The sequence below is a fragment of the Saccharothrix syringae genome (assembly GCF_009498035.1).
Taxonomy (GTDB): Bacteria; Actinomycetota; Actinomycetes; order Mycobacteriales; family Pseudonocardiaceae; genus Actinosynnema; species Actinosynnema syringae.
The window spans coordinates 10436776-10458159 of the sequence record NZ_CP034550.1 but is presented as its reverse complement, the minus strand read 5'-3'; the positions used below and the strand labels follow the sequence as shown (position 1 = coordinate 10458159).

25 protein-coding genes and 4 tRNA genes are annotated in these 21384 nt (G+C 71.9%); 20 read left to right on the top strand and 9 right to left on the bottom strand.

The window, feature by feature from the left end:
- Positions 1 to 373: 373 nt before the first annotated feature.
- On the top strand, positions 374 to 982 hold the full coding sequence (locus EKG83_RS44360; protein WP_153278809.1) for a hypothetical protein: 609 nt from the start codon (positions 374 to 376) through the stop codon (positions 980 to 982).
- Positions 983 to 1287: 305 nt separating this feature from the next.
- On the opposite strand, the gene EKG83_RS44355 is transcribed toward EKG83_RS44360, so the two are convergent.
- The gene (locus EKG83_RS44355) at positions 1288 to 1707 is read right to left on the bottom strand and encodes a TIGR03086 family metal-binding protein (RefSeq protein WP_228122431.1); all 420 of its coding nucleotides are present in this window, start codon (positions 1705 to 1707) and stop codon (positions 1288 to 1290) included.
- Between the two features lie 61 nt (positions 1708 to 1768).
- Between EKG83_RS44355 and EKG83_RS44350 the strand changes: the two genes are divergently transcribed.
- Positions 1769 to 2518, top strand: a complete 750-nt coding sequence (locus EKG83_RS44350) for a helix-turn-helix domain-containing protein (protein ID WP_153278808.1) — start codon at positions 1769 to 1771, stop codon at positions 2516 to 2518.
- A gap of 567 nt (positions 2519 to 3085) precedes the next feature.
- The gene (locus EKG83_RS44345; RefSeq protein ID WP_153278807.1) at positions 3086 to 3235 is read left to right on the top strand and encodes a hypothetical protein; all 150 of its coding nucleotides are present in this window, start codon (positions 3086 to 3088) and stop codon (positions 3233 to 3235) included.
- On the opposite strand, the gene EKG83_RS44340 is transcribed toward EKG83_RS44345, so the two are convergent.
- Positions 3232 to 4272, bottom strand: coding sequence for a LysR family transcriptional regulator (locus EKG83_RS44340; RefSeq protein WP_033428538.1), 1041 nt, complete (start codon positions 4270 to 4272; stop codon positions 3232 to 3234). The genes EKG83_RS44345 and EKG83_RS44340 overlap by 4 nt on opposite strands.
- 265 nt (positions 4273 to 4537) lie before the next feature.
- Here EKG83_RS44340 and EKG83_RS44335 point away from each other — a divergent pair, with 265 nt between their 5' ends.
- From EKG83_RS44335 to htpX, 4 genes are read left to right on the top strand one after another with little or no spacing between them, the layout of a single operon-like run.
- The gene (locus EKG83_RS44335; protein ID WP_033428539.1) at positions 4538 to 4957 is read left to right on the top strand and encodes an NADH-quinone oxidoreductase subunit B; all 420 of its coding nucleotides are present in this window, start codon (positions 4538 to 4540) and stop codon (positions 4955 to 4957) included.
- On the top strand, positions 4954 to 5535 hold the full coding sequence (locus EKG83_RS44330) for an NADH-quinone oxidoreductase subunit C (protein ID WP_033428540.1): 582 nt from the start codon (positions 4954 to 4956) through the stop codon (positions 5533 to 5535). The genes EKG83_RS44335 and EKG83_RS44330 overlap by 4 nt, the downstream gene beginning before the upstream one ends.
- Positions 5532 to 6086 (top strand): 4Fe-4S binding protein, encoded by a 555-nt coding sequence (locus EKG83_RS44325; protein ID WP_228122430.1) that lies wholly within the window; start codon positions 5532 to 5534, stop codon positions 6084 to 6086. The genes EKG83_RS44330 and EKG83_RS44325 overlap by 4 nt, the downstream gene beginning before the upstream one ends.
- 21 nt (positions 6087 to 6107) lie before the next feature.
- The gene (gene htpX / locus EKG83_RS44320; protein ID WP_033428541.1) at positions 6108 to 6968 is read left to right on the top strand and encodes a zinc metalloprotease HtpX; all 861 of its coding nucleotides are present in this window, start codon (positions 6108 to 6110) and stop codon (positions 6966 to 6968) included.
- Here htpX and rfbA read toward each other — a convergent pair.
- Positions 6965 to 7837, bottom strand: a complete 873-nt coding sequence (gene rfbA, locus EKG83_RS44315; protein WP_033428542.1) for a glucose-1-phosphate thymidylyltransferase RfbA — start codon at positions 7835 to 7837, stop codon at positions 6965 to 6967. The genes htpX and rfbA overlap by 4 nt on opposite strands.
- Positions 7838 to 7956: 119 nt before the next feature.
- Positions 7957 to 8448 carry a YajQ family cyclic di-GMP-binding protein gene (locus tag EKG83_RS44310; RefSeq protein WP_033428543.1) on the bottom strand — a complete coding sequence of 164 codons (492 nt, stop codon included), beginning with the start codon at positions 8446 to 8448 and terminating at the stop codon, positions 7957 to 7959.
- 123 nt (positions 8449 to 8571) lie between these two features.
- Here EKG83_RS44310 and EKG83_RS44305 point away from each other — a divergent pair.
- Positions 8572 to 8652: transfer RNA gene (locus tag EKG83_RS44305), tRNA-Tyr, on the top strand.
- A gap of 319 nt (positions 8653 to 8971) precedes the next feature.
- Here EKG83_RS44305 and EKG83_RS44300 read toward each other — a convergent pair.
- Entirely contained in the window at positions 8972 to 9214 is a 243-nt protein-coding gene (locus EKG83_RS44300; protein WP_033428544.1) for a hypothetical protein, read from the bottom strand.
- 257 nt (positions 9215 to 9471) lie between these two features.
- Between EKG83_RS44300 and EKG83_RS44295 the strand changes: the two genes are divergently transcribed.
- Positions 9472 to 9963, top strand: a complete 492-nt coding sequence (locus EKG83_RS44295; RefSeq protein WP_033428545.1) for a hypothetical protein — start codon at positions 9472 to 9474, stop codon at positions 9961 to 9963.
- Positions 9964 to 9988: 25 nt separating this feature from the next.
- On the opposite strand, the gene EKG83_RS44290 is transcribed toward EKG83_RS44295, so the two are convergent.
- Positions 9989 to 10780: a GNAT family N-acetyltransferase gene (locus EKG83_RS44290; protein WP_153278806.1), complete on the bottom strand. Its 792-nt coding sequence runs from the start codon at positions 10778 to 10780 to the stop codon at positions 9989 to 9991.
- Between the two features lie 386 nt (positions 10781 to 11166).
- Between EKG83_RS44290 and EKG83_RS44285 the strand changes: the two genes are divergently transcribed.
- The 6 genes from EKG83_RS44285 to EKG83_RS44260 all read left to right on the top strand — a co-directional run bounded on the left by EKG83_RS44285 (position 11167) and on the right by EKG83_RS44260 (position 15403).
- Complete coding sequence (locus EKG83_RS44285) at positions 11167 to 13770, top strand: putative bifunctional diguanylate cyclase/phosphodiesterase (RefSeq protein ID WP_033428547.1); 2604 nt, start codon at positions 11167 to 11169, stop codon at positions 13768 to 13770.
- A 66-nt stretch (positions 13771 to 13836) separates the two neighbouring features.
- Positions 13837 to 13912: transfer RNA gene (locus tag EKG83_RS44280), tRNA-Thr, on the top strand.
- 47 nt (positions 13913 to 13959) lie between these two features.
- Positions 13960 to 14032, top strand: a tRNA-Met gene (locus EKG83_RS44275).
- A 275-nt stretch (positions 14033 to 14307) separates the two neighbouring features.
- Positions 14308 to 14472, top strand: a complete 165-nt coding sequence (gene rpmG, locus EKG83_RS44270; RefSeq protein WP_015105301.1) for a 50S ribosomal protein L33 — start codon at positions 14308 to 14310, stop codon at positions 14470 to 14472.
- A 62-nt stretch (positions 14473 to 14534) separates the two neighbouring features.
- On the top strand, positions 14535 to 14984 hold the full coding sequence (locus tag EKG83_RS44265) for a MaoC family dehydratase N-terminal domain-containing protein (protein ID WP_033428548.1): 450 nt from the start codon (positions 14535 to 14537) through the stop codon (positions 14982 to 14984).
- Positions 14984 to 15403, top strand: coding sequence for a MaoC family dehydratase (locus EKG83_RS44260; RefSeq protein WP_033428784.1), 420 nt, complete (start codon positions 14984 to 14986; stop codon positions 15401 to 15403). Before EKG83_RS44265 ends, EKG83_RS44260 begins: the two co-directional genes overlap by 1 nt.
- Positions 15404 to 15800: 397 nt before the next feature.
- Here EKG83_RS44260 and EKG83_RS44250 read toward each other — a convergent pair whose 3' ends face one another.
- Both EKG83_RS44250 and EKG83_RS44245 read right to left on the bottom strand, forming a co-directional pair.
- Positions 15801 to 16196, bottom strand: a complete 396-nt coding sequence (locus EKG83_RS44250) for a hypothetical protein (protein ID WP_051764666.1) — start codon at positions 16194 to 16196, stop codon at positions 15801 to 15803.
- Between the two features lie 205 nt (positions 16197 to 16401).
- Complete coding sequence (locus tag EKG83_RS44245) at positions 16402 to 17643, bottom strand: pyridoxal phosphate-dependent aminotransferase (RefSeq protein ID WP_033428549.1); 1242 nt, start codon at positions 17641 to 17643, stop codon at positions 16402 to 16404.
- A gap of 187 nt (positions 17644 to 17830) precedes the next feature.
- On the opposite strand from EKG83_RS44245, the gene EKG83_RS44240 reads away from it, so the two are divergent.
- The 5 genes from EKG83_RS44240 (at position 17831) to rplA (ending at position 20504) form a co-directional block, all read left to right on the top strand.
- A tRNA-Trp gene (locus EKG83_RS44240) sits at positions 17831 to 17903 on the top strand.
- A 31-nt stretch (positions 17904 to 17934) separates the two neighbouring features.
- Positions 17935 to 18339 carry a preprotein translocase subunit SecE gene (gene secE / locus EKG83_RS44235; RefSeq protein WP_033428550.1) on the top strand — a complete coding sequence of 135 codons (405 nt, stop codon included), beginning with the start codon at positions 17935 to 17937 and terminating at the stop codon, positions 18337 to 18339.
- 67 nt (positions 18340 to 18406) lie between these two features.
- The gene (gene nusG / locus EKG83_RS44230) at positions 18407 to 19186 is read left to right on the top strand and encodes a transcription termination/antitermination protein NusG (protein ID WP_033428551.1); all 780 of its coding nucleotides are present in this window, start codon (positions 18407 to 18409) and stop codon (positions 19184 to 19186) included.
- An 87-nt stretch (positions 19187 to 19273) separates the two neighbouring features.
- Positions 19274 to 19708 carry a 50S ribosomal protein L11 gene (rplK, locus tag EKG83_RS44225; protein ID WP_033428552.1) on the top strand — a complete coding sequence of 145 codons (435 nt, stop codon included), beginning with the start codon at positions 19274 to 19276 and terminating at the stop codon, positions 19706 to 19708.
- Between the two features lie 79 nt (positions 19709 to 19787).
- The gene (rplA, locus tag EKG83_RS44220; RefSeq protein WP_033428553.1) at positions 19788 to 20504 is read left to right on the top strand and encodes a 50S ribosomal protein L1; all 717 of its coding nucleotides are present in this window, start codon (positions 19788 to 19790) and stop codon (positions 20502 to 20504) included.
- A 91-nt stretch (positions 20505 to 20595) separates the two neighbouring features.
- Here the strand turns inward: rplA and EKG83_RS44215 are convergent, their stop codons facing one another.
- Positions 20596 to 21336 (bottom strand): hypothetical protein, encoded by a 741-nt coding sequence (locus EKG83_RS44215; protein WP_033428554.1) that lies wholly within the window; start codon positions 21334 to 21336, stop codon positions 20596 to 20598.
- Between the last annotated feature and the right edge of the window lie 48 nt (positions 21337 to 21384).

Sequence of the window (21384 nt, the reverse complement as noted above, 5' to 3'; positions counted from 1 at the left end):
GCCGGTCGGCTTGGTGGGACCTCGCCGACCGGCGCGAAAACCACCCGGCGCTTACCGCCGCAGATCCCGCCGGCGGGAGGCGGGAATGCCGCACGCACCCCGATGCGGTTGACGCGCACCCCCCACTCCCACCTGCGCCAACGCCCACCCCTTCCGCTGATCGGCCGATCCACCGCGAACCGGTGAGGTCTCGCCCGTCCGTTGACAGCCCCGCCGACCCCGCCCGATGATCGCCGTGCCCCGATCCGATTTCGGCTTTCGGCCGAACAGGGGCGATCAGAGCGGCGTCGTGGAATTCCTTCGGCCCAGTGCCAAAAGGATTCCAATCGACGCCTGCGCTCAGGAGACGTCAGGGGGCGTTGTGAACAAGTCCGTGCGAGTTCTGGCAGTCGTGGCCGCGGTCGCGTTGGGTGGGCAGGTGCCGGCCGGTACGGCGGCGGCCGCGGAGCGCGGGCCTGGGGCCAGGCACTGCGCGATCGGGCTCACCGCCAAGACGCCCGACCACGTGCGCGGCGCCTCGGCGGAGAACGAGGCGGCGCCCGTGACCTGCTTCGGCACGCTCGCCGAGTCGATCGAGTTCGCCTCCGGCGGGCGGATCTCCCGCGCCGAGGTCGACCGGGCCAAGGGGCCCGACGAGCTGGACCGCGTGATCGCGAACTCCGCCGCGGTGTCCACGCGGGCTCGCGCGGAAGCCAACCCGCTGCTCGGCTTCCACTACGACTACACCGACTTCGGCGGCGACTCGGCGGTCTACTACGGGGCGAACGGCACCGGCTGCTACGGCGCGACCTACGGCATCAGCAACGTCGGCGACTACTGGAACGACGACTTCGCCTCCGGCAAGAGCTACTCGAACTGCGACCACACCGTGTTCGAGAACGCCAACTACCTGGGCGCGCAGTCCGACGCGGACAGCGTCCACTCCGACTACGGCCTGCTCGCCGAGGAGGTCACCTCCATCGCGTACACGCCCTGGCCCTGACGCCCGGCACGAGCGCGTCCCAACCGCCGGGGCCGGGGGCGGGTTCCCCGTCACGGTGAGCAGCGGGGGCAGCAGGCCGTCCTGGCCCACCAGCCCGCGCCGCTCTCCTCAACACCGGGGACATGCCCGCCGGCACCGGAACGCTTCCGCCGGGCCTACGGGGTGCGCCCGGTGAGGCCGAGGACGCGGTCCAGCAGCGGCGCGTCGGCGGGCACGGGCACCTCGGGGCCGTAGATGCCCATGTCGCGCCCCATCTGCGCGGTCGGCACGAGGTCCCGGTGGACCCGCTCCAGCAGGTCCTCGTCTCACGCGGGGCGCTGTCCGGTGGCCCGGGCCAGGTCCCAGGTGTGGACGACGATCTCGCCGAGCACCATGCCGCCGACCACCTCGGCGGGCATCTCCGTCGGACCGCCCATGTGCGTCGTGCCCGTCCACGCCCCGGGCTCGCCCCACGCGTCGGCGGTGCGGTCGAGCTGGGCGGTCAGGTCCGCGGCCCAGTCGCCCGCGGTCAGGTCGAGGTCCGACTCCGCGCCGGCGGGCGGCGGCACGGCCTGCTTGCGCGCCGCGCCCTCCAGGGACGGGCCCCAGAACAACAGGTGGTTCACCAGGCGGCGGACGTCGAAATCGGTGCACGGGGTCGGTGCGGTCAACTGGTCGGGCCCGATGCCGGAGACGACCTCGACGGCGACCTCCACGGCTCGGTGGATCAACTGCTCACGGGACATGCCGCCACCGTAGGAAAGCGTTCCGGCCGTGTATTGAACAAAGGCGACATACGCTCCGGGCGTGACGCGGGACGAGCGTGAGCTGGCGTGGAGCCGGCACCAGCGGCACGAGTTCATCGCGCCGTCGCCCGACCTGGCGCCGTACGTGGCGCGGTACTGGGTGGTCGAGTGGTGCTACGACCGGCCGTACCGGCAGCTGATCGTGCCTTACCCGAACGTGCAGCTGTCGTTCCACGAAGGTGGGGCCGAGGTTCACGGGGTGTGCAGCGGTCACGTCTTCAAGGAGCTGGCCGGCACCGGGCGCGTCTTCGGCGTCGCCTTCCACCCCGGCGCCTTCCGGCCCTTCCTCGGGGCACCCGTCCAGTCGATCACCGACCGCACCCTGCCGGCCGCCGAGGTGTTCGCCGACCTGCCCGCGCGGGCGGACGTGACCTCGGTGGAGGCCGTGCTGCGCGCGCACCTGCCCGAGCCGGACCGGGCCGCCCGGCGCGCCGTCGAGGTGGTGGACCTGATCGTGGCCGAGCCGGGCGTCAAGCGGGTCGACGCGCTGGCCCGGGAGCTGGGCACCACGGTCCGCAGCCTGCAACGCCTGTTCGCCGACCACGTCGGGGTGAGCCCCAAGTGGGTGATCCGCCGCTACCGCCTGCGCGAGGTCACCGAGCGCATGGAGGCGGGCGGCCACCTCGACTGGGCCGCCCTGGCGGCCGACCTCGGCTACGCGGACCAACCCCACTTCGTCCGCGACTTCACCGCCATGTTCGGCGAGACGCCCACCCGCTACGCCGCCCGGTACCGCGAGCGCACCGCGTGACCGACGGCCTCGGGACCGGTCGCGTGCTCGGGGCCGGGCGCCCGTTCGCGCTTGACCGGGACATCGCGGAACACCCGCTCGGCCCAGGTCGGGTGCCCCGGCCCCCGTGGGACGCGTGCCAGGCGGTGCGCCGTGGTGAGCGCGTCGGGGTCATCCGGCGGATCCTCGGCACCGCCCGGTGCTCGACCCGGGCCGCCGAGTGCTCGCCCGTCTCGTCCAGCGCCCGCGCGAGGCTCCGCCGGGTTTCCCCGGTCCTCCCGCGCTTCGGGCCGAAGTCCCGCTTCCCGACAGCGCGGTGCCGGACGGAGTCGTCCCGCACGGGGTTCACCTCGCGCACGAGGGGGTGCGGGGTGAGCAGGAGGACGTGGTCGCGCCCCGCAGGGCGTGGTCGGCCGGCAGGTACACCGAGACCAGGCGGGGCGTGCGAGCACTCAACAGCACCCCGACAACGCGGTCATCCGACTCCGGGGTGGTTGGTCACCCATAAGGCTGATCAGACTAGCGAGTCGCGCTCCGACGGTGCTCCGATCGACGGCACTCGCCGTCGACCGACGTAGGGAGCGCACCGTGAACGACATCGACGCCCAGCGCCCGGCCCCCCGACCGCAGCACGAGCGGGACGGCGGCGCGGAACCGCCGAAGCCCGCCGCGCCGCGGCAGCTCACCGGGCTGGAGTGGCTGGCTCGCCAAGCCCAGCGACGCCGCCCGGAGCGCTAGTCGGGCACCTCGCGCTGGAACGCCGCCCACAGCAGGTTCAACGGGTGGTCGGCCGGGAACTTCGCCCGCTCCTCCTTGCGGGCGAAGACCCCGACCAAGCGCTCCAGCTGCGGCTTCCGGTCGTTCTTCAGCTCCACCACGCGCAGGCCCGAGCCCTCGCGCAGCTCGCCGTTCGCGGCGACCACGCCCAGGCCCGAGGTGACGATCATGCAGCCCTCGACCAGGCCCGAGCGCAGCAGCGACATGCCGTACTGAATTTCGTCGATTTCTGCTGCTATGTCCAATTCGTTCCGGTACTCCGGTCCGAACCACCCGCGCAGGAATTCCGCGATCAGCCCGTCGCCCGGCACCACCAGCGGCAGCCGGGGCAGCTCGCCGGTGCCCACCCGGTCGCCGAGCCGGTGCGGCGGCAGGTTCGTGAGCAGCGCCAACCCGCCCCGGCGCCACTCGATCACGTCGAAGTCGGCGAACCCGTCGTCGCGGCGGCCCGCGGGCGTCACCACGCTCCCGCACACGATGTCGACCTCCTTGGACTCCAGGCTCGTCCAGATGTCCTTCGTGCGGATGTGCACGACCTTCAGCTCCACGTCCCGCCGGCGGAAGTCGTCCGCCACGTGGTGCCACGCCTTGGCCAGCGAGTCGAGCATGAACCGCGTGGTGCCCACGGTCAGCGTGGTGCCGAGCTTGCGCCGGCACTCGTGAATCGAATCCAGCCACTCGCTCAGCGTCCGGCGCGCCAATTCCACCAACGCCTCGCCGGTGGGTGTGATCAGCACGTCTTTTCCACGTCCCTGCTTGACCACCAGCGGTTCGCCGCACAGCTGCTTGAAGTTGCGGTTGAGCGTGTCGACCTGCTTCTGCACGCTCGACTGCTCCCGGCCCAGCACGCGCGCCGCGCGCAGTGCCGACCTCGTCTCGTACACCGCGATCAGTGTCCTGAGCTGGTCCAACGTGGTGTCCAGCAGCAGCGGCGAGGTGTGCAGGAGCCTGCTGAGCTGGTTGCCGGCGGGCAGGAGCAGCTGGGCCGAGGTCGACATGCAGGGCCTCTCGGGTCGGGTCGAGTTGTGCTACCGATTAGTTGTACTGAACTTGGCCACAGTTCACGGTGAAATTATCCGAAGATCTTGATCGATTGCCTGGACAGTAAGCGCGGTTCGTAAGAGACTTCTCCCCGCAACCAGGTGCTTGTTCACGTGGGGGCGAACTCGGGGGGTTTGGGGGGTTCTACTCCGGGGGGTTTGGGGGGTTGGGGGCCCGCCGGGCGCAAGCCTGGTGGGCCCCCACGTATTAACCTCATCCGACGTGACGGTTTCCACCCTGGACTGGGGTACGACGTACCGGGTCACCGTGCTCGACCTCGGCCTCGCGTGCTGCGGCGTCGAGGTCATGGCCGCCCTGGAGGGCCACCGCCCCGAGCAGCTCGCCGCCCTGGGGGTCGACCCGGTGCACGCGGCGGGCGAGGCCCACGTGCTCGTCGTGTCGGGCACGGTCACCGACGCCATGTTGCCCGCGGTGATCGCCACGTACCAGGAGATGCCGGAACCCCGTTACGTCCTCTCCGTCGGCGCGTGCAGCAACACCGGCGGCCCGTACTGGGACTCCTACAGCGTCACCAAGGGGGTCGACCAGGTGCTGCCGGTCCACGTCGCCGTCCCCGGCTGCCCGCCGCGCCCCGAGGCGCTGCTGGACGGCCTGGCCGCGCTCCACCGGCTGATCTCGTGAGCGCCGCGTCCGCCGAGCTGGCCGCGCGCGTGCCGGGTGCGCAGGTCAAGGCCGCCTTCGGGCAGAGCACCGCGCACGTGCCCCTCGACTCCTGGTTCGCGGCCGCCCGCCACGTGCGGCACGAGCTGGGCTGCGCGCAGTTCGACTGGCTCGGGGTCGAGGACGCCGGGCGGCCGGGTGCGGTCGGGCAGCGGCACGCCGTGCTGCTGCACGTGCTGCGGCCGGGGAGCGGGGACGGGGTGCTGCTGCGCACCGAGCTGGGACCCGGGGACGCGCTGCCGAGCGTGGCGGGGTTGTGGGCGGGTGCGGCGTGGCACGAGCGGGAGGCCGCGGAGATGTTCGGCATCGCGCTCGACCGGGCCGCCGCGCGGCTGCTGCTGCCCGAGGCGTTCAGCGGCCACCCGCTGCGCAAGGACTTCGTGCTGGCCTCCCGGGTGGTGCGCCCGTGGCCGGGGCGGCTGGAGCCCGGCGAGGACGGCACGTCCGCGCCCAGCCGTCGGCGCACCGCGCCGCCCGGCGTGCCCGACCCCTCGTGGGGGCCGCGGTACGAGGAGGACACAGGAGGAGGACACCGGTGACCGACCGCACCCGGCCCGAGGCGGCCGAGCCGACCCCTGCCGAGCCCGCTCCCGCCGCCCCGGCCTCCGCCACGCCGACCCCCCTCCCCCCGCGCACCCGCGGCGTCATCGCGCTGCTGGAGGCCAACTGCACGGTCTGCATGATCTGCGCCCGCGAGTGCCCCGACTGGTGCATCCACATCGACTCGCACACCGAGACCGAGCAGGTACCCGGCTCCTCCCGCCCGCGGGCGCGCAACGTGCTCGACCGGTTCGCCATCGACTACGGCCAGTGCCTGTACTGCGGCATCTGCGTGGAGGCGTGCCCGTTCGACGCCCTGCACTGGGCCCCGGATTTCTCCTACCCCGGCACGGGTACACCAACAGGTGAAAACGCCGTTGCCGAACTGGTCCACGAACGCGACGTGCTGGGCACGTGGGTCGCGCACGTCCCGCCACCGCCGCCGCTGGACCCGGGCGCCGAACCCGCGCCGGAGAGCACCACCGCACGACCGGCACGCTCCGGTGCCGGAACCGCCGGCCGGCCGGGCGCGTTGAGGAGGAGGACGTAGAACAGCCGGAGGCGAAGCAACGTGCACAAGCACTACAACGGGTTGAAGACCGCGTTGCTGCTCGGCGCCATGAGCGCGCTGATCGTGGCGATCAGCGCGTTGTTCGGCCGGACCACCCTGGTGGTCGGGGTGCTGGTGGCGTTGGGCGTCAACGCCTACGCGTACTTCAACTCCGACAAGCTCGCGCTGCGCGCCATGCGGGCGCGGCCGGTGGCCGAGGTGGAGCAACCGGCCATGTACCGGATCGTGCGAGAGCTGGCGCGGACCGCCCGCCAGCCGATGCCCAGGCTCTACCTCAGCCCCACGGCCGCGCCGAACGCGTTCGCCACCGGCCGCAACCCGCGCAACGCCGCCGTGTGCTGCACCACCGGCATCCTGGAGCTGCTGGACGAGCGCGAGCTGCGCGCCGTGCTGGGGCACGAGCTGTCGCACGTCTACAACCGCGACATCCTGATCTCGTGCGTGGCGGGCGCGCTGGCCGCCGTGGTCGGCGCGCTGGCGAACCTGGCCCTGTTCGCGGGCCTGTTCGGCGGTGACGACGACGACCGGCCCAACCCGCTGGCCGTGCTGCTGATCGCCGTGCTCGGGCCCGTCGCCGCGGGGATCGTGCAGATGGCGGTCAGCCGGTCCCGCGAGTACCAGGCCGACGAGTCCGGCGCGGAGCTGACCGGCGACCCGCTGGCGCTGGCCTCGGCCCTGCGCAAGCTGGAGCACGGCACCCTGGCCGCGCCGCTCGCGCCGGAGCCCGCCGTGGTCGCGCAGTCGCACCTGATGATCGCCAGCCCGTTCCGGCCGGGGGAGCAGCTGGCCAGGCTGTTCTCCACCCACCCGCCGATCCCGGACCGGGTGCGGCGGCTGGAGGAGATGGCGCGCCGGCCCTAGCGGACCTCGCGCGCGACGTACATCACGTACTGGCCGTAGCCCGACTTCGCCAGCTTCTCGCCCAGCGCGTAGCACTCGTCCGCGGTGATGAAGCCCATCCGCAGCGCGATCTCCTCGGGGCACGCGATGCGCACGCCCTGCCGGTGCTCCAGCACCTGCACGAACTGGCCGGCCTCCAGCAGCGAGTCGTGCGTGCCGGTGTCCAGCCACGCGAACCCGCGGCCGAGGTCCACCAGGTGCGCGCGGCCCTGGCGCAGGTAGGTCAGGTTGACGTCGGTGATCTCCAGCTCGCCCCGCGCGGACGGCCGCAGGTTCCGGGCGATGTCCACGACCTGGTTGTCGTAGAAGTACAGGCCGGTGATGGCCTTGTTCGACTTCGGCGCGGCGGGCTTCTCCTCGATGGAGACCAGCCGGCCGGTCGCGTCGACCTCGCCCACGCCGTAGCGCTCGGGGTCCTTCACCGGGTAGCCGAACAGCACGCAGCCGTCCAGCGTGGCCGCGTGGTGCTGCAGCAGCCGGGAGAAGCCCTGGCCGTAGAAGATGTTGTCGCCCAGCACGAGCGACACGTCGTCGTCCCCGACGAAGTCCGCGCCGATCACGAACGCCTCGGCCAGCCCGTTCGGCTGGGCCTGCTCGGCGTAGGACACGCTCAGCCCGAACTGCGAGCCGTCGCCGAGCAGGCGGCGGAACAGCGGCAGGTCGGTCGGCGTGGAGATCAGCAGGATCTCGCGGATGCCGGCCAGCATCAGCACCGACAGCGGGTAGTACACCATCGGCTTGTCGTAGACCGGCAGCAGCTGCTTGGAGACCGCCTGCGTGATCGGGTGCAGGCGCGTGCCGCTGCCCCCGGCCAGGATGATGCCCTTCATCTGCCTTCTTCCGCGGTAGTTCCCCCGCGCTCCGCCACCGAGGCCGTTCCGGGCCGGGCGGGCGCTCCCGGGAGGCCACCCACGATGTCGGCCCGCGGGCACCGCCCGTTACCCCCGGGTCAGCGGTAGTTGGTGAACTGCAGCGCGATGCCGAAGTCGGAGTTCTTCAGCAGCGCGATCACCTCCTGCAGCTGGTCCTTCTTCTTGCCCGAGACGCGCAGCTGGTCGCCCTGGATCTGCGCCTGGACGCCCTTGGGGCCCTCGTCGCGGACCTTCTTCGCGATCTGCTTGGCCTTCTCGCTGGAGATGCCCTGGACCAGGGTGCCGGTGACCTTGAACACCTTGCCCGAGATGGTCGGCTCGCCGACCTCGAACGCCTTCATCGAGATGCCGCGCTTGACCAGCTTCTCCTGGAAGACGTCGATCGCGGCCCGGCAGCGCTCCTCGGTCTCGGACTGGAAGGCGATGGCCTCCTCGCCCGCCCAGGCGACGGACGTGCCGGTGCCCCGGAAGTCGAACCGGGTGCTCAGCTCCTTGGCGGCCTGGTTGAGCGCGTTGTCGACCTCCTGGCGGTCGACCTTGCTCACCACGTCGAACGACGGGTCTGCCACGTGCCCGGTACCTCCGCGTCGGTGGGTCTGCGAACCGCCCGGAAGCCTACCGGGGGAACCCGGTTGCACGGGCCCCGACAGGCTTATGTATTGTCTGCACCGCACCCGGGAGACCGGGGGCGGGGCGGGTTGCCCGAGCGGCCAATGGGAGCGGACTGTAAATCCGTCGCGAAAGCTACAGAGGTTCGAATCCTCTACCCGCCACAGCAGGACGAAAGCCCCTGTGACCACCTGGTCACAGGGGCTTTTTCGCGTTGGTCGCACCACTCGTCCGTGGTCGGTGCGCCGGGTTTTCGCCGCCGGTGGGGGCGTTGAGGGCGGTTCGGGTGCGCGGGGACGCCGGCGAGCCGACGGGGCGTCGGGTGTCACGGGACGCCGGTGGGGCGTCGGGTGTCGCGGGACGTGGGCGTCCGGGCCGGTTGGGCGCCGCGGACGCGGGCGGGGCCGGCGCGCAAGTGCTTCCTCTCACTTGCGTGCCGGCCCCGCAATGCAGCATAACCCATCTCGAACGTCTGTTCGAGGGTCAAGTGATCGCGGCGCGCCCGGCGTCCGTCAGCTCGGCCTCCGTGCGCTCGTACAGGCCCACCACCCGGCTCGCGCGCAGCAGCCCCGCGTGCACCAGGTCGTGCGACACCATCTGGTCGCAGCACGGCAGCCCGTCGATGTAGAGCGCCGGCTCGCAGCCCCCGGTCAACTGCGCCCGACCCGCGGCGACCGCCCGCAGCACGGCCATGGCCCGGCTCGACAGCTGTTCGGCAACGGTCATGACGACCCCCTCGCCCGTCCTTCTCATCGCCCGATTCCCTCATTCCCTAGGAGGCCCCGACCTGGGGCGCGAGTACCCCGGCGAACCGGCTTCACTCGGCTGGCCCAGGCGAGATCACCTTGTCGGGTGGTACTCCGTGCGCCGATCGGTTGCGCCGAACAGCCCAGCCGAACTGCGGCCGACCGGTCGGCGACCCGATCGACCCGTTGCCGCGCGGGGGACCGGTGGTCCGGTCGCCGCCCCCGAGACTGGGGGGCATGAGCGAACTCCTCATCGGCCTCGCGGCCCTCGGCCTCGGCGTCGTCGTCGGTCTCGTCGTCCGGCACACCGGGCGCGCGCCGGCTCGTCCGGACGACGCGCGCGAACTGCTCAACGCCGCGGACGACCTGGAGTACGGGCTGAACGCCGTGCTCAACTTCGGGCCGCTGTCGTCGACCGAGCTGACCTCGGTCGACCTGGTCGCCAAGTACGACCGGCTGGTGGCGGTCGGTGGGGTGGACCAGGCCGTGCTGGGCGCGCTCAGGGACCGGCTCGACCAGATCGCGCTGCACCCCTACCCCGAGCAGCACCAGCTGTTCGCCGCCGTCCGGGAGGACGAGGCCGCGGTCTGGCTCGCGCTGCGCGACGCGGTCGGCAGCGGTGCGGCGCAGCACGCGGCGGCGTCCGAGGCCCGCCGGCTGCTCGACGACGTGCGGCGGGGACGGCGGGGTGCGCCGGTCGTGTCGGGGAGGGAACTGGTCAGGGTGTGAGCAGGGGGCCGACGAGCGGGGGGCGCTACCGCGCGGGCCGCCGCTGCCAGGTCGTCCACAGCGGGCGGTAGCCCTGGCCGTACCAGAACGGCGTGGACAGCGGGTTCGGCAGGGCGTGGTGCAGCAGCACCACCCCGACGCCCGCCCCGTCCAGCACCCGGTGCGCGTGCCCGGCCAGCGCGGCGCCCACGCCCCGCCCCCGGTGCTCCGCCCGCACCCCCAGCAACCCGAGGTACGCCACCGGCCGCACGCGCGTCCGCCCGGCGATCCAGTCCGAGTGCCCCGGCAGGTCGCAGTACAGCAGCCCGGCGGGCTCGCCGCCGACCTCGGCCACCCACGCGCACGGCTCGTCGCGGTCGAGCAGGGCCGCGACGTGCTCGCGCAGCCGGTCCGCGCTCGACGGCCGCTCGGTGACCATGCCGAACCGGCCGTCGAACCGCACGGTCTCCAGGTGCAGCGCCACCGCGGCGTCGAGGTCGGCCGCGACCAGCTCGCGCACGCCCACCGCCCCGCCGCCAGCACGACCCCGGCCGGGCAGGCGGGCGGCGGTGACCAGCAGCGGCGCGAAGCCGTGCCGCACGAGCACGTCGGCGGCGGCCACCGCGCGGCTGGGCACGGTCACCACCGCGGCCGTGTCGGGGTCCCCTCCACCGGTCAGCGGCCACCGTCGCAGCTGCTCGTCCAGGTCCGCGTCGGGGTGCCAGGCCAGCGAGTGCGTCCGCAGCGCGCCCCAGGTGGCGTTGAGCGCGTCCTCGGGCAGCTCGGTGAACGAGTACGGGTCGGCGACGGGCGGGAAGTTCGGGAGCAAGGGGTCCACGGCCGAACCCAACCGCACCGGGCACCCCGCCCGCTACGGGGTTCCGGAGCGCCGTAACCGGTTCCGCGCGCCGTCCGGACCGCGCCCGCGGCCCACCCCCGCCGAGCAGGCGTCATGCCGCGGCGGCCTGGTCCGGACCACTCGGAGAAGTGATCCACATCTCCTTCCCGGACGGCCGGTGGCATTGCTCCACCCGCAGCCGAGCGGGGGCACCGATCCGTTACTTGTCGTGGCAATTGGGTATTCGACCTGCCGTTTCGTCCCCCGACCGGGGTACATTGGCAGCCTTGGAGGGGTCCTGGTCGGTGTTCGGGACCCCTCAGTCACGCCAGGAGCCCGCAGGCCGCGACCCGGCCCACCGAGACGACGGCCGACGAGGAGGCTGGATGTCCGACCACGCGTCGGTCACCGCGCCGGGCGCGCCGCCCCGGTCGGCGAACCGCGCTTTCACCGTGTTCGCGGGCCTGCTCCTCGTCGCGGGCGCGCTGTCCGCGTTCGTCGTCGGCACCTGGCTGCCCGACGACCGCATCGACGACGACCTGCTGTGGGTCGGTCCGCTGCTGGTGGTCGGCTTCCTGCTGGCCGAGCAGCTGGCCATCAACGTCGACGTCCGCAGCGGCGTGGCCTGGACCATCTCCTTCACCGAGATCCCGCTGGTGCTCGGCCTGCTGGTGGCGCCCTTCGAGATCGTGCTGGCCGCGCACGTGGTCGCGGGCGTCGGCACGCTGCTGGGCCGCCGCGTGCTCGACCGCGCCGTCTACAACGCGGGCCTGATGTTCATGGAGATCTCGCTGGCCTTCGCGGTCGCCGAGTGGGTCCAGCAGCTCCTGGGGCGCGACGGCCCGGTGTGGGCGGGCGCGTTCGTGGGCACCATCGCGGTGCCGCTGCTGGCCAGCGTGCTCGGCCTGACCGCGCTGCGCACCATGGGCAAGGGCATGCGGGTCGGCCCGTCGCTGCGCCTGGTGCTGCAGACCCTGGTGGTGGCGCTGCTGAACACCTCGGCGGGCCTGGTCGGCTACGAGATCGCCACCCGCGCGCCGTGGGGCGGCCTGCTCATCGGCCTGGTGTTCGCCGGCATCACCGCCATCTACCTGGCCTACTCGGGCCTGCTGCGCGAGCAGCGCGACCTGGAGGCGCTCAGCGAGGTCTCGCTGCGGGTGGCCCGCTCCGGCCGCCACGCCACCGGCCCGCGCGGCACCGCGCCGGACGACGACGACGGCCGCGCCGAGGACGACGAGTGGCAGCTGATCGCCGAGCGCATCCGCGAGCAGCTCAACGCCAACCGGGTCGTGCTGCGGCTGCGCACCGACCCGCAGGCGCCGATGCGCACGTTCGTGGCGGGCGAGCCGCTGCCGCCGAGCATGCGCCGCGAGGACCCGCGGGTGCTGCGCGAGGACGCCGTGCTCCAGCTCCCCGGCGCCCAGGTGCGCTACTTCCGCGTGGTCGACGCCGGTGACGAGGTCGCCGAGTCGCTCAAGCGCCGCGACGCGCAGGAGGTGCTGGTCGTGCCGCTGCGCGGGGCCACCCAGCTGCTCGGCGCGGTCGAGGTGCACGACCGGCTCAGCCGCTGGCGCGGCTTCGGCAGGGCCGACATCCAGCTGCTGCGCACGCTGGCCAGCCACCTGTCCACCGCGGTGGACAACCGGCGGCTGCTGGCCAGGCTGCGCCACGACGCCTACCACGACCCGCTGACCGGCCTGCTCAACCGGCCCGGCTTCCGCGAGGCCGCGAGCGAGCCGATGCGCCAGGCCGACGAGGCCGTGGTGGTCCGGATCGACCTGACCGTGCTGTCGACGGTGTCGGACGCGCTGGGCCAGGCGTGGGGCAACCGGATGGTCGTCGCCGCGGGCCGGCGGCTGCGCGACGAGCTGGGCCCGGAGGTGCCGCTGGCGCGGCTGGAGGGCGGCGCGTTCGCCGCGCTGCTGCTGGACCGGCAGGCCGAGCGCATCCAGGAGATCGCCGAGCGGCTGCGCTCCGCGCTGTCCATGCCCTACCCCGTCGACCGGCTCACCGTGGAGGCGGGCGCGGTCGTCGGCTGGGTCACCACGACGGACTGCGACGTCGAGGAGCCCGACCCGGACGCGCTGCTCCAGCGCGCCGACGTGGCCGTGCGGGCGACCAGCGAGAACGAGCCGCTGCGCCAGTACGCGCCCAGCATGGGCCAGATCTTCCTGCGCCGGTTCCAGCTGGTCACCCAGTTCCGCTCGGCGCTGGAGAACGGCCAGATCTCGGTGCACTACCAGCCCAAGGTCGCGCTGCCCAGCCGCCAGGTGGTGGGCGCGGAGGCGCTGGTGCGCTGGAAGCACCCCGAGTTCGGCCGGGTCGACCCCGACGAGTTCGTGCCCGCCGTCGAGGCCACCGGCCTGGTCGACGTGCTGACCGACTTCGTGATGGACAAGGCCCTGGAGCGGGTGCGCCGCTGGCTCGACCGCGGGCTGCGCATGTCGATCGCGGTGAACCTGTCCGTGCGCACGCTGGCCGACGCGGAGTTCCCGGACCGGGTGGCCGCCGCGCTGGCGCGCCACGAGGTGCCGCCGGAGCTGCTCACCTTCGAGCTGACCGAGTCCGGCGTGATGGCCGACCCGGAGCGGGCGCTGCCCGTGCTGCGGCGCCTGCACGCCATGGGCGTCGTGCTGGCCGTGGACGACTTCGGCACCGGCTACTCGTCGCTGGCCTACCTGCGGCAGCTGCCCGTGGACGAGGTCAAGATCGACAAGAGCTTCGTGCTCGGCATGGGCACCGACCTGGGTGACATGGCCGTGGTTCGCTCGATCGTGGAACTGGGTCACTCGCTCCAACTCACCGTGGTCGCCGAGGGCGTGGAGGACGACGCGGCCCGCGACCAGCTCGTCGGCATGGGCTGCGACGTCGCCCAGGGCTACCTGATCTCCCGGCCGCTGTCCGAGGAGCGCTTCGAGGCGTGGCTGCGGGCGCGAACGGTGCAGGTCAGGGGTGCCCGGGATGAGACGGTGCTCACTCTGGTGCACTGAGCGGGCCCCCCGATTTCACTCTGGCGGAGGGTGTGTTGTAGAGTTCCTATCGCTGCAAGAGAGCAAGCCCCTTTAGCTCAGTCGGCAGAGCGTCTCCATGGTAAGGAGAAGGTCTACGGTTCGATTCCGTAAAGGGGCTCCATATGACAGCGGCCGTGGTGAGCGATCACTGCGGCTTCAGTCATGTGAAGCGGTGTAGCTCAGTCGGTAGAGCAAGCGGCTCATAATCGCTGTGTCGCCGGTTCAAGTCCGGCCACCGCTACGCGAGTGGGTGAGCCATGTCCGCGGAGTGCGCGGACCTGGCTCGCTCCGCATCACACCGGGGGCGCGGCCCCCGGACCCCGCCCAAGGGGGGCACGCCCCCCTTGGATCCCCCCGAGTGGTTCCGTTCGCGGTTTGAGTGGTTCCGTTGGCGGGGTGGGGGCTGGAACTGGTGGTTCCTTCGTTTGTCGGGACCGCCCACCCCGCCGTTGGTGGTAAGCCCGCCACGGGTGCCCGGTTGGGACGGGGACGCCGAGCTCTAGAAAGGCAAGGACCGTGGCTGCAACCGACGTACGCCCCAAGATCACCCTCGCGTGCGAGGAGTGCAAGCACCGGAACTACATCACCAGGAAGAACCGGCGCAACGACCCGGACCGCCTGGAGATCAAGAAGTTCTGCCCGAACTGCAAGACCCACCGGGCGCACAAGGAAACGCGCTGAGGTTGGTCTTCTGGGCCCGTCCCCGTCCCGGGGGCGGGCCTTTTCGCGTATAACCTCCCCCTGTGCCTCTTGACCAGTCCTTCATCGGACGTGCCTACCCGCCGTCGCCGGCCTACGAGGTCGGGCGCGAGAAGATCCGCGAGTTCGCCCTGGCGATCGGGGAGACCAACCCCGTGCACTTCGACCCCGAGGTCGCCCGGGGGTTGGGGCACGAGGACGTGATCGCGCCGCCCACGTTCGCGGTGGTGCTGTCGCTGAAGGTGAACGACGTGATCGTCTCGGACCCGGAGCTGGGGCTGGACTACGGCCGGGTGGTGCACGGGGACCAGTCGTTCGTCCACCACCGGCCGATCCGGGCGGGGGACGTGCTGTCGACGGTGCTGCACGTGGACAACATCACCTCCCGGATGGGGAACGACCTGCTGGCGCTGCGGGCCGAGATCACCGATGCGGAGGGGGCCCCGGTGACCACTGCCAAGTCGACGCTGGTGGTGCGGGGGGAGGGGGCGTGATGATCACTGCTGCCGAGGTTGCCGTCGGGGACGAGCTGCCCCCGCTGTCGGTGCGGGTGACGCGGGCCGACCTGGTGCGCTACGCGGGGGCTTCGGGTGACTTCAACCCGATCCACTGGAACGAGCGGTTCGCGCGCGAGGTGGGGCTGCCGGGGGTCATCGCGCACGGGATGCTGACGATGGCGCTGGCCGGGCGCGTGGTGACGGACTGGGTCGGCGACCCGGGTGCCGTGGTCGAGTACGGCGTGCGGTTCGGGAGGCCGGTGCCGGTGCCCGACGACGACGAGGGCGCGCTGGTGGAGGTCACCGGGAAGGTGGCCAAGGTCCTGGAGGACGGGACGTTCCGGGTGCACGTGACGGCCGCGTTCGAGGGCAAGTCGGTGCTGGGCGGTGCGTTCGCCCGCGTGCGGCTGCCCTAGGAGCCGTTCGGGGCTTGGATCATGTGGTTGGGGTCGGGGGCCTCGGCCACATGATCGCTCCTCGCGGGCGCAGTCCGGCCTCATAGCCCTTCGGTGACTTGGCGTAGCGGGTGGCCAGGCCGCACCGGCCGTGTCCGGCGTGGGCGGCGGAGCCCCTTTTTCCTCTTCGTGATGCGCCCGCACGATCGTGGAGTCCACGACCACCAGTTCCAACCCGACCCGGTGCGGAACCGCCACAGGATGCCGTTGAACTGCTCGCGCACCCGACGCGGCAACGGCCCCGTGGTCGCCACCGGCACGTGCGGCTCGGTCAGGTCGAAACGCGCCACACCCGGGTACTACCAGCCCCGACCAGCACACCACGGGGGCCGACCCGGATCCGAACCTCGAACAGCTCTTAGAAGCCGTCGCACAGGGCGCTGGTGCGCGCGCCGGTGGCCGTTGCCGAGCGCCGCTCCTCGCCGTCCACGAGGACCTGGCACGCCACGTCGCCGCCCTGCGGGCCGATGGTCACGGTGAGGACGCCGGGCTCGGGCTTCTCCGGGACGGTGAGCTCCTGGTGCCAGGGCAGCTCGGCCAGCTCCTCGCGGTGCGTCCCGCCCGCGGTGGAGTAGGTGACGGTGACGCGCTCGGCGGTGCCGGTGACGTCGTAGACGAGGTGGACCGGTGGGTCCGGGGCCGTCACCCACAGCACGAGCGCGACGGCGCCCGCCACGAGCACCGCGCAGGCCGCCACCACCAGCCACCTGCCGGACCGGCGCTCGGGCTCGGGCTCGGTGGGCTCCGTCGTCATGGGTTGGGCTCCTCGGGCGAAGGGGTGCTGGTCTGAACGGACCATCGGTACCGTTCTACCGACGGTTACAGCAGTCGCCCAAAGGGGTTGCGGAGCGTGGAGCTGCCAGTTCTTTCGGGTGATTTAACTCACATCGTGGGTGTAGGTCGCGCACATCGAGGGGCACCTCCGGGCGGAGGTGCCCCTCGATCGGTGTCCGGTGGGGCTACTCGACCTCGGCCAGCAGTTCGGCCATGCGGGTCACGCCGGTCTTCAGGTCGTCGTCGCCCAGGGCGTAGGACAGGCGCAGGTAGCCGGGGGTGCCGAACGCCTCGCCGGGCACCACGGCCACCTCGGCGTGCTCCAGGATCAGCGCCGCGAGCGTGACGGTGTCGGTGATCTCCGCGCCGCGCAGGCGCTTGCCGATCAGGGCCTTCACCGACGGGTAGACGTAGAACGCGCCCTTCGGGGTCGGGCACTCCACGCCGGGGATGGCCGAGAGCAGCTCCACGATGGTGCGCCGGCGGCGGTCGAACGCGGTGCGCATCTCGTGCGCCGCGTCCAGCGAGCCGGAGACGGCCTCCAGCGCCGCGCGCTGCGAGACGTTGGCCACGTTCGAGGTCAGGTGCGACTGGAGGTTCGCCGCGGCCTTGACCACGTCCGCCGGGCCGATCAGCCAGCCCACCCGCCAGCCGGTCATCGCGTAGGTCTTGGCCACGCCGTTGAGCACGATCGTCCGGTCCGCCATCGCGGGCACGGCCACCGGCAGCGACGCGGTCTCCGCGCCGTCGTAGAGCAGGTGCTCGTAGATCTCGTCGGTGACCACCCACAGGCCGTTGGCCAGGGCCCACTCGCCGATGGCGGTGATCTGCTCGCGGCTGTAGACCGAGCCGGTGGGGTTCGACGGCGAGCACAGCAGGAGGACCTTGGTCCGCGGCGTGCGCGCGGCCTCCAGCTGCTCGACGGTGACCAGGTAGTCGGTCGACTCGTCCGCGGTGACCTGCACCGGGACGCCGCCCGCCAGCGTGATCGCCTCGGGGTAGGTGGTCCAGTACGGCGCCGGCAGCAGCACCTCGTCGCCCGGGTCCACGATCGTGGCGAACGCCTGGTAGACGGCCTGCTTGCCGCCGTTGGTGATCAGCACCTGGGAGGCGGAGACCTCGTAGCCGGAGTCCCGCTTGGTCTTGGCGGCCACGGCTTCCCGCAGCTCCGGCAGGCCCGCGGCGGGCGTGTAGCGGTGGTTGCGGGGGTCGGCGCACGCGGCCTGCGCGGCGGCGACGACGGCCGCGGGGGTCGGGAAGTCCGGCTCGCCCGCGCCGAACCCGATGACCGGCCGGCCGGCCGCCTTGAGCGCCTTCGCCTTCGCGTCGACCGCCAGGGTGGCGGACTCGGCGATGCCCCCGATGCGCTTGGAGACGCGCGGGTGGTCGGAGGAGGTGTTCTCGGTGGTCGTCTCAGGCGTGCCCATGGGCCCAATCGTGGCAGACCGCACAACCCGACAACCCCTCGGCACCCCCGCTGACCGGGCCGGTTGGTAACCGGGACGGGTGGTGCCGTATGCTTCCGGTCTTGGAACGGCCGGTCGCTGCCTCACGGGCCACGTGAGGAGGGTGCGGGACGTCTCCAGCCAGGGGGTGCCAACGGTGGTGCTCCAAAGGGGTGTAGCTCAACTGGCAGAGCAGCGGTCTCCAAAACCGCAGGTTGCAGGTTCAAGTCCTGTCGCCCCTGCGTCGAAGCGCGATGGTGAGCGGAGGACGGCATGAGCGAGGGCCGCGAGCAGGACCAGCCGGAAGAGCGCGAGAGCGCGTCCCGGCCGGTCACCGCCGCCGCGCGCCGCGAGCGCCGCGGCTCCGCCCGGCCGGCGGGCCGCAAGGACGCCGCCGCCCCGGCGGGCAAGTCGGCCGAGGCCGACACCGACGCCGAGGACAGGAAGGGCCGTCCCACGCGCTCTCGGACGGACCAGGAGAAGCGTCCCGGCTTCTTCGGCAGGATCGTCCGGTACTTCCGCGAGGTGGTCAGCGAGCTGCGGAAGGTCATCTGGCCGACCCGCAAGCAGATGGTCACCTACACCGGGGTCGTGTTGGTCTTCGTGGCCTTCATGGTGGCGTTGGTCTTCGGCCTGGACACGGCCTTCGCCTGGGGCATGTTCCGGGTGTTCGGCTGAGCCGAGCGCCGCACCGCCCCCCGGTGGGCGGCGGACATGTGATGCATGAGAGGAAGCGAGACCCACAGTGACCTCCGAGAACGGCGTTGACGCCCAGGAGCACGACGACCTGACCGACGAGCAGGGCTTCGACGGTGGTGTCGAGGACGTCGTCGAGCAGGACGAGGCGTCGGAGGACACCGCGCCGGAGGAGGACGCGCTCCCGGAGGGGTCCGCTCCCGTCGGGGACATCCACGACGAGCCCGCCGACCCGGCGGCCGAGATGCGCGAGGCCCTGCGGCACGCGCCCGGCGACTGGTACGTCGTGCACTCGTACGCGGGCTACGAGAACAAGGTCAAGACCAACCTCGAGACGCGCATCCAGACGCTCGACATGGAGGACTACATCTTCCAGGTCGAGGTGCCGACCGAGGAAGTCACCGAGATCAAGAACGGCCAGCGCAAGCAGGTGCAGCGCAAGGTGCTGCCCGGCTACATCCTGGTCCGCATGGAGCTCAACGACGCCTCGTGGAGCGCGGTGCGCAACACGCCGGGCGTGACGGGTTTCGTCGGCGCGACGTCGAAGCCGTCGCCGCTGACCATCGACGAGGTGCTGAAGTTCCTGCTGCCCCAGGTCGAGCAGAAGCCCGCCGCAGGCAAGAAGGCCGCCGCGGCACCCGCGAAGTCGACCGTCGAGGTGGACTTCGAGGTCGGCGAGTCGGTCACCGTCATGGACGGCCCGTTCGCCACGCTGCCCGCCACGATCAGCGAGGTCAACGCGGACGGCCAGAAGCTGAAGGTCCTGGTGTCGATCTTCGGCCGCGAGACTCCGGTCGAGCTGTCGTTCAGCCAGGTCTCCAAGATCTGATCGGTTCCCCTGTGTGCGCAGGGGACGCCGGCAGCCACGCTGCGGCTGGCAGGGCCGCGCGCGGACACCGCAATATGAGGAACTGAGATGCCACCCAAGAAGAAGAAGCTCGCAGCGATCATCAAGCTGCAGATCAAGGCCGGGGCCGCGAACCCCGCGCCGCCCGTGGGTCCCGCCCTGGGTCAGCACGGCGTCAACATCATGGAGTTCTGCAAGCAGTACAACGCCGCGACCGAGTCGCAGCGGGGCACTGTCGTGCCGGTCGAGATCTCCGTGTACGAGGACCGCTCGTTCGACTTCAAGCTCAAGACCCCGCCGGCCGCGAAGCTGCTGCTCAAGGCCGCCGGCGTGGAGAAGGGCTCGGGCGAGCCGCACCGCACCAAGGTCGCCAAGGTGACCATGGACCAGGTGCGCGAGATCGCGCAGACCAAGATGGTCGACCTCAACGCCAACGACGTGGACCAGGCCGCGAAGATCATCGCCGGCACCGCCCGCTCCATGGGCATCACGATCGAGGGCTGAAGACCTTTCTCTGTAGGTAGTTCGTGGGAGAGCCGCGCGCTGGCTCGGCACCACAACTGATCCACTTAAGGACAGCAGCATGAAGCGCAGCAAGGCGTACAAGAACGCCGCCGAGCTGGTGGACCGGGAGCGGCTGTACTCGCCGCTGGAGGCCGCCAAGCTCGCCAAGGAGACGTCCAAGGTCAAGCTGGACGCGACCGTCGAGGTCGCCATCCGGCTCGGCGTCGACCCCCGCAAGGCCGACCAGATGGTCCGCGGCACCGTGAACCTGCCGCACGGTACGGGCAAGACCGCCCGCGTGATCGTCTTCGCCACCGGTGAGAAGGCCGCCGAGGCCGAGGCCGCCGGTGCCGACGCGGTCGGCTCCGAGGACCTGATCGAGCGCATCCAGGGTGGCTGGCTCGACTTCGACGCCGCGATCGCGACGCCCGACCAGATGGCGAAGGTCGGTCGCATCGCCCGCATCCTCGGCCCGCGCGGCCTGATGCCGAACCCGAAGACCGGCACGGTGACCCCCGAGGTCGCCAAGGCCGTGACGGACATCAAGGGCGGTAAGATCAACTTCCGCGTCGACAAGCAGGCGAACCTGCACCTGGTGATCGGCAAGGTGTCGTTCGAGCCGGAGAAGCTGGTCGAGAACTACGCGGCCGCGCTGGACGAGATCCTGCGCGCCAAGCCGTCCGCGGCGAAGGGCCGGTACCTGAAGAAGGTCACCGTCTCGACGACGATGGGCCCCGGCATCCCGGTCGACCCGAACCGGACCCGGAACCTGCTGACCGACGAAGCCACCGTCTGACCCGGCTTCCGCAGCGCCGAAGTGCCCCCCGGCCAGTTGGTCGGGGGGCACTTCGCTTGTCGCCGGGCGGGGTGCTGCCGCCGGGCGGCCGCTACCTGCCGGCGCAGTCCGCGGGCTCGGCCTCGTAGCCGGTGATCACCCAGCTCTTGCTCTGCTGCGCGGTGAGCGTGAACCGGCCGAGCCGCGGACCGTCGCGCACGGTCAGCTCGCACGAGCTGACCTCGACCGTGCCGCCCGCCGGCGTGCCGCGCATCGTGGCGGGGAAGCCGAGCTGGCGGTAGTTCGACACGTTCGTGACCTGCGGCTTCAGCTTCTCCACCGCACCCGCGCAATCGCTTGCCCCGAACGCCTCCGCGAAGGCCCGGCGCGGCCCGTCCTCCTTGAACAGCCGGCACGCCTGGCTCGCGTCGCCGGTGCCCACGTGCTTGTAGAACAGGGCGACCGTGCCGCCGATGCCGTACGGGGTCTGGGGCGCCAGCACGTTGTTCTCCACGCCGCCGCTGTCCACCGCGATGTCGCCGGGGTCCTCGCCGCCGAAGTACCGGTCGTAGAAGTAGGAGGCGATCAGCAGGACCACCACCAGGTACACCAGGCGGCGGAACAGCTTGCTGCGGAGCAGGACCTGCCACAGCGGCCTGCGCGGTGGTGCCGCGGGCGGTGCGGGCGGTGGGGGCAGGGGCTGGGGTGGCGGCGCCGAGGCGCCCGGCGGCAGGGCGTGTTGGCCCTGCTGGAAGCGCTGGAACTCCTGGAACCGCTGGAACTCCTGGAACTGCCGGAGCTGTTCCGGGTCGATGTCCGGCGGCGGCGGGTTCCTCGGGGGTTCTTCGGTCACGGGTCACATCATGCCGATTTGGAGCGGCCGGGACACGTCCCGTACGCT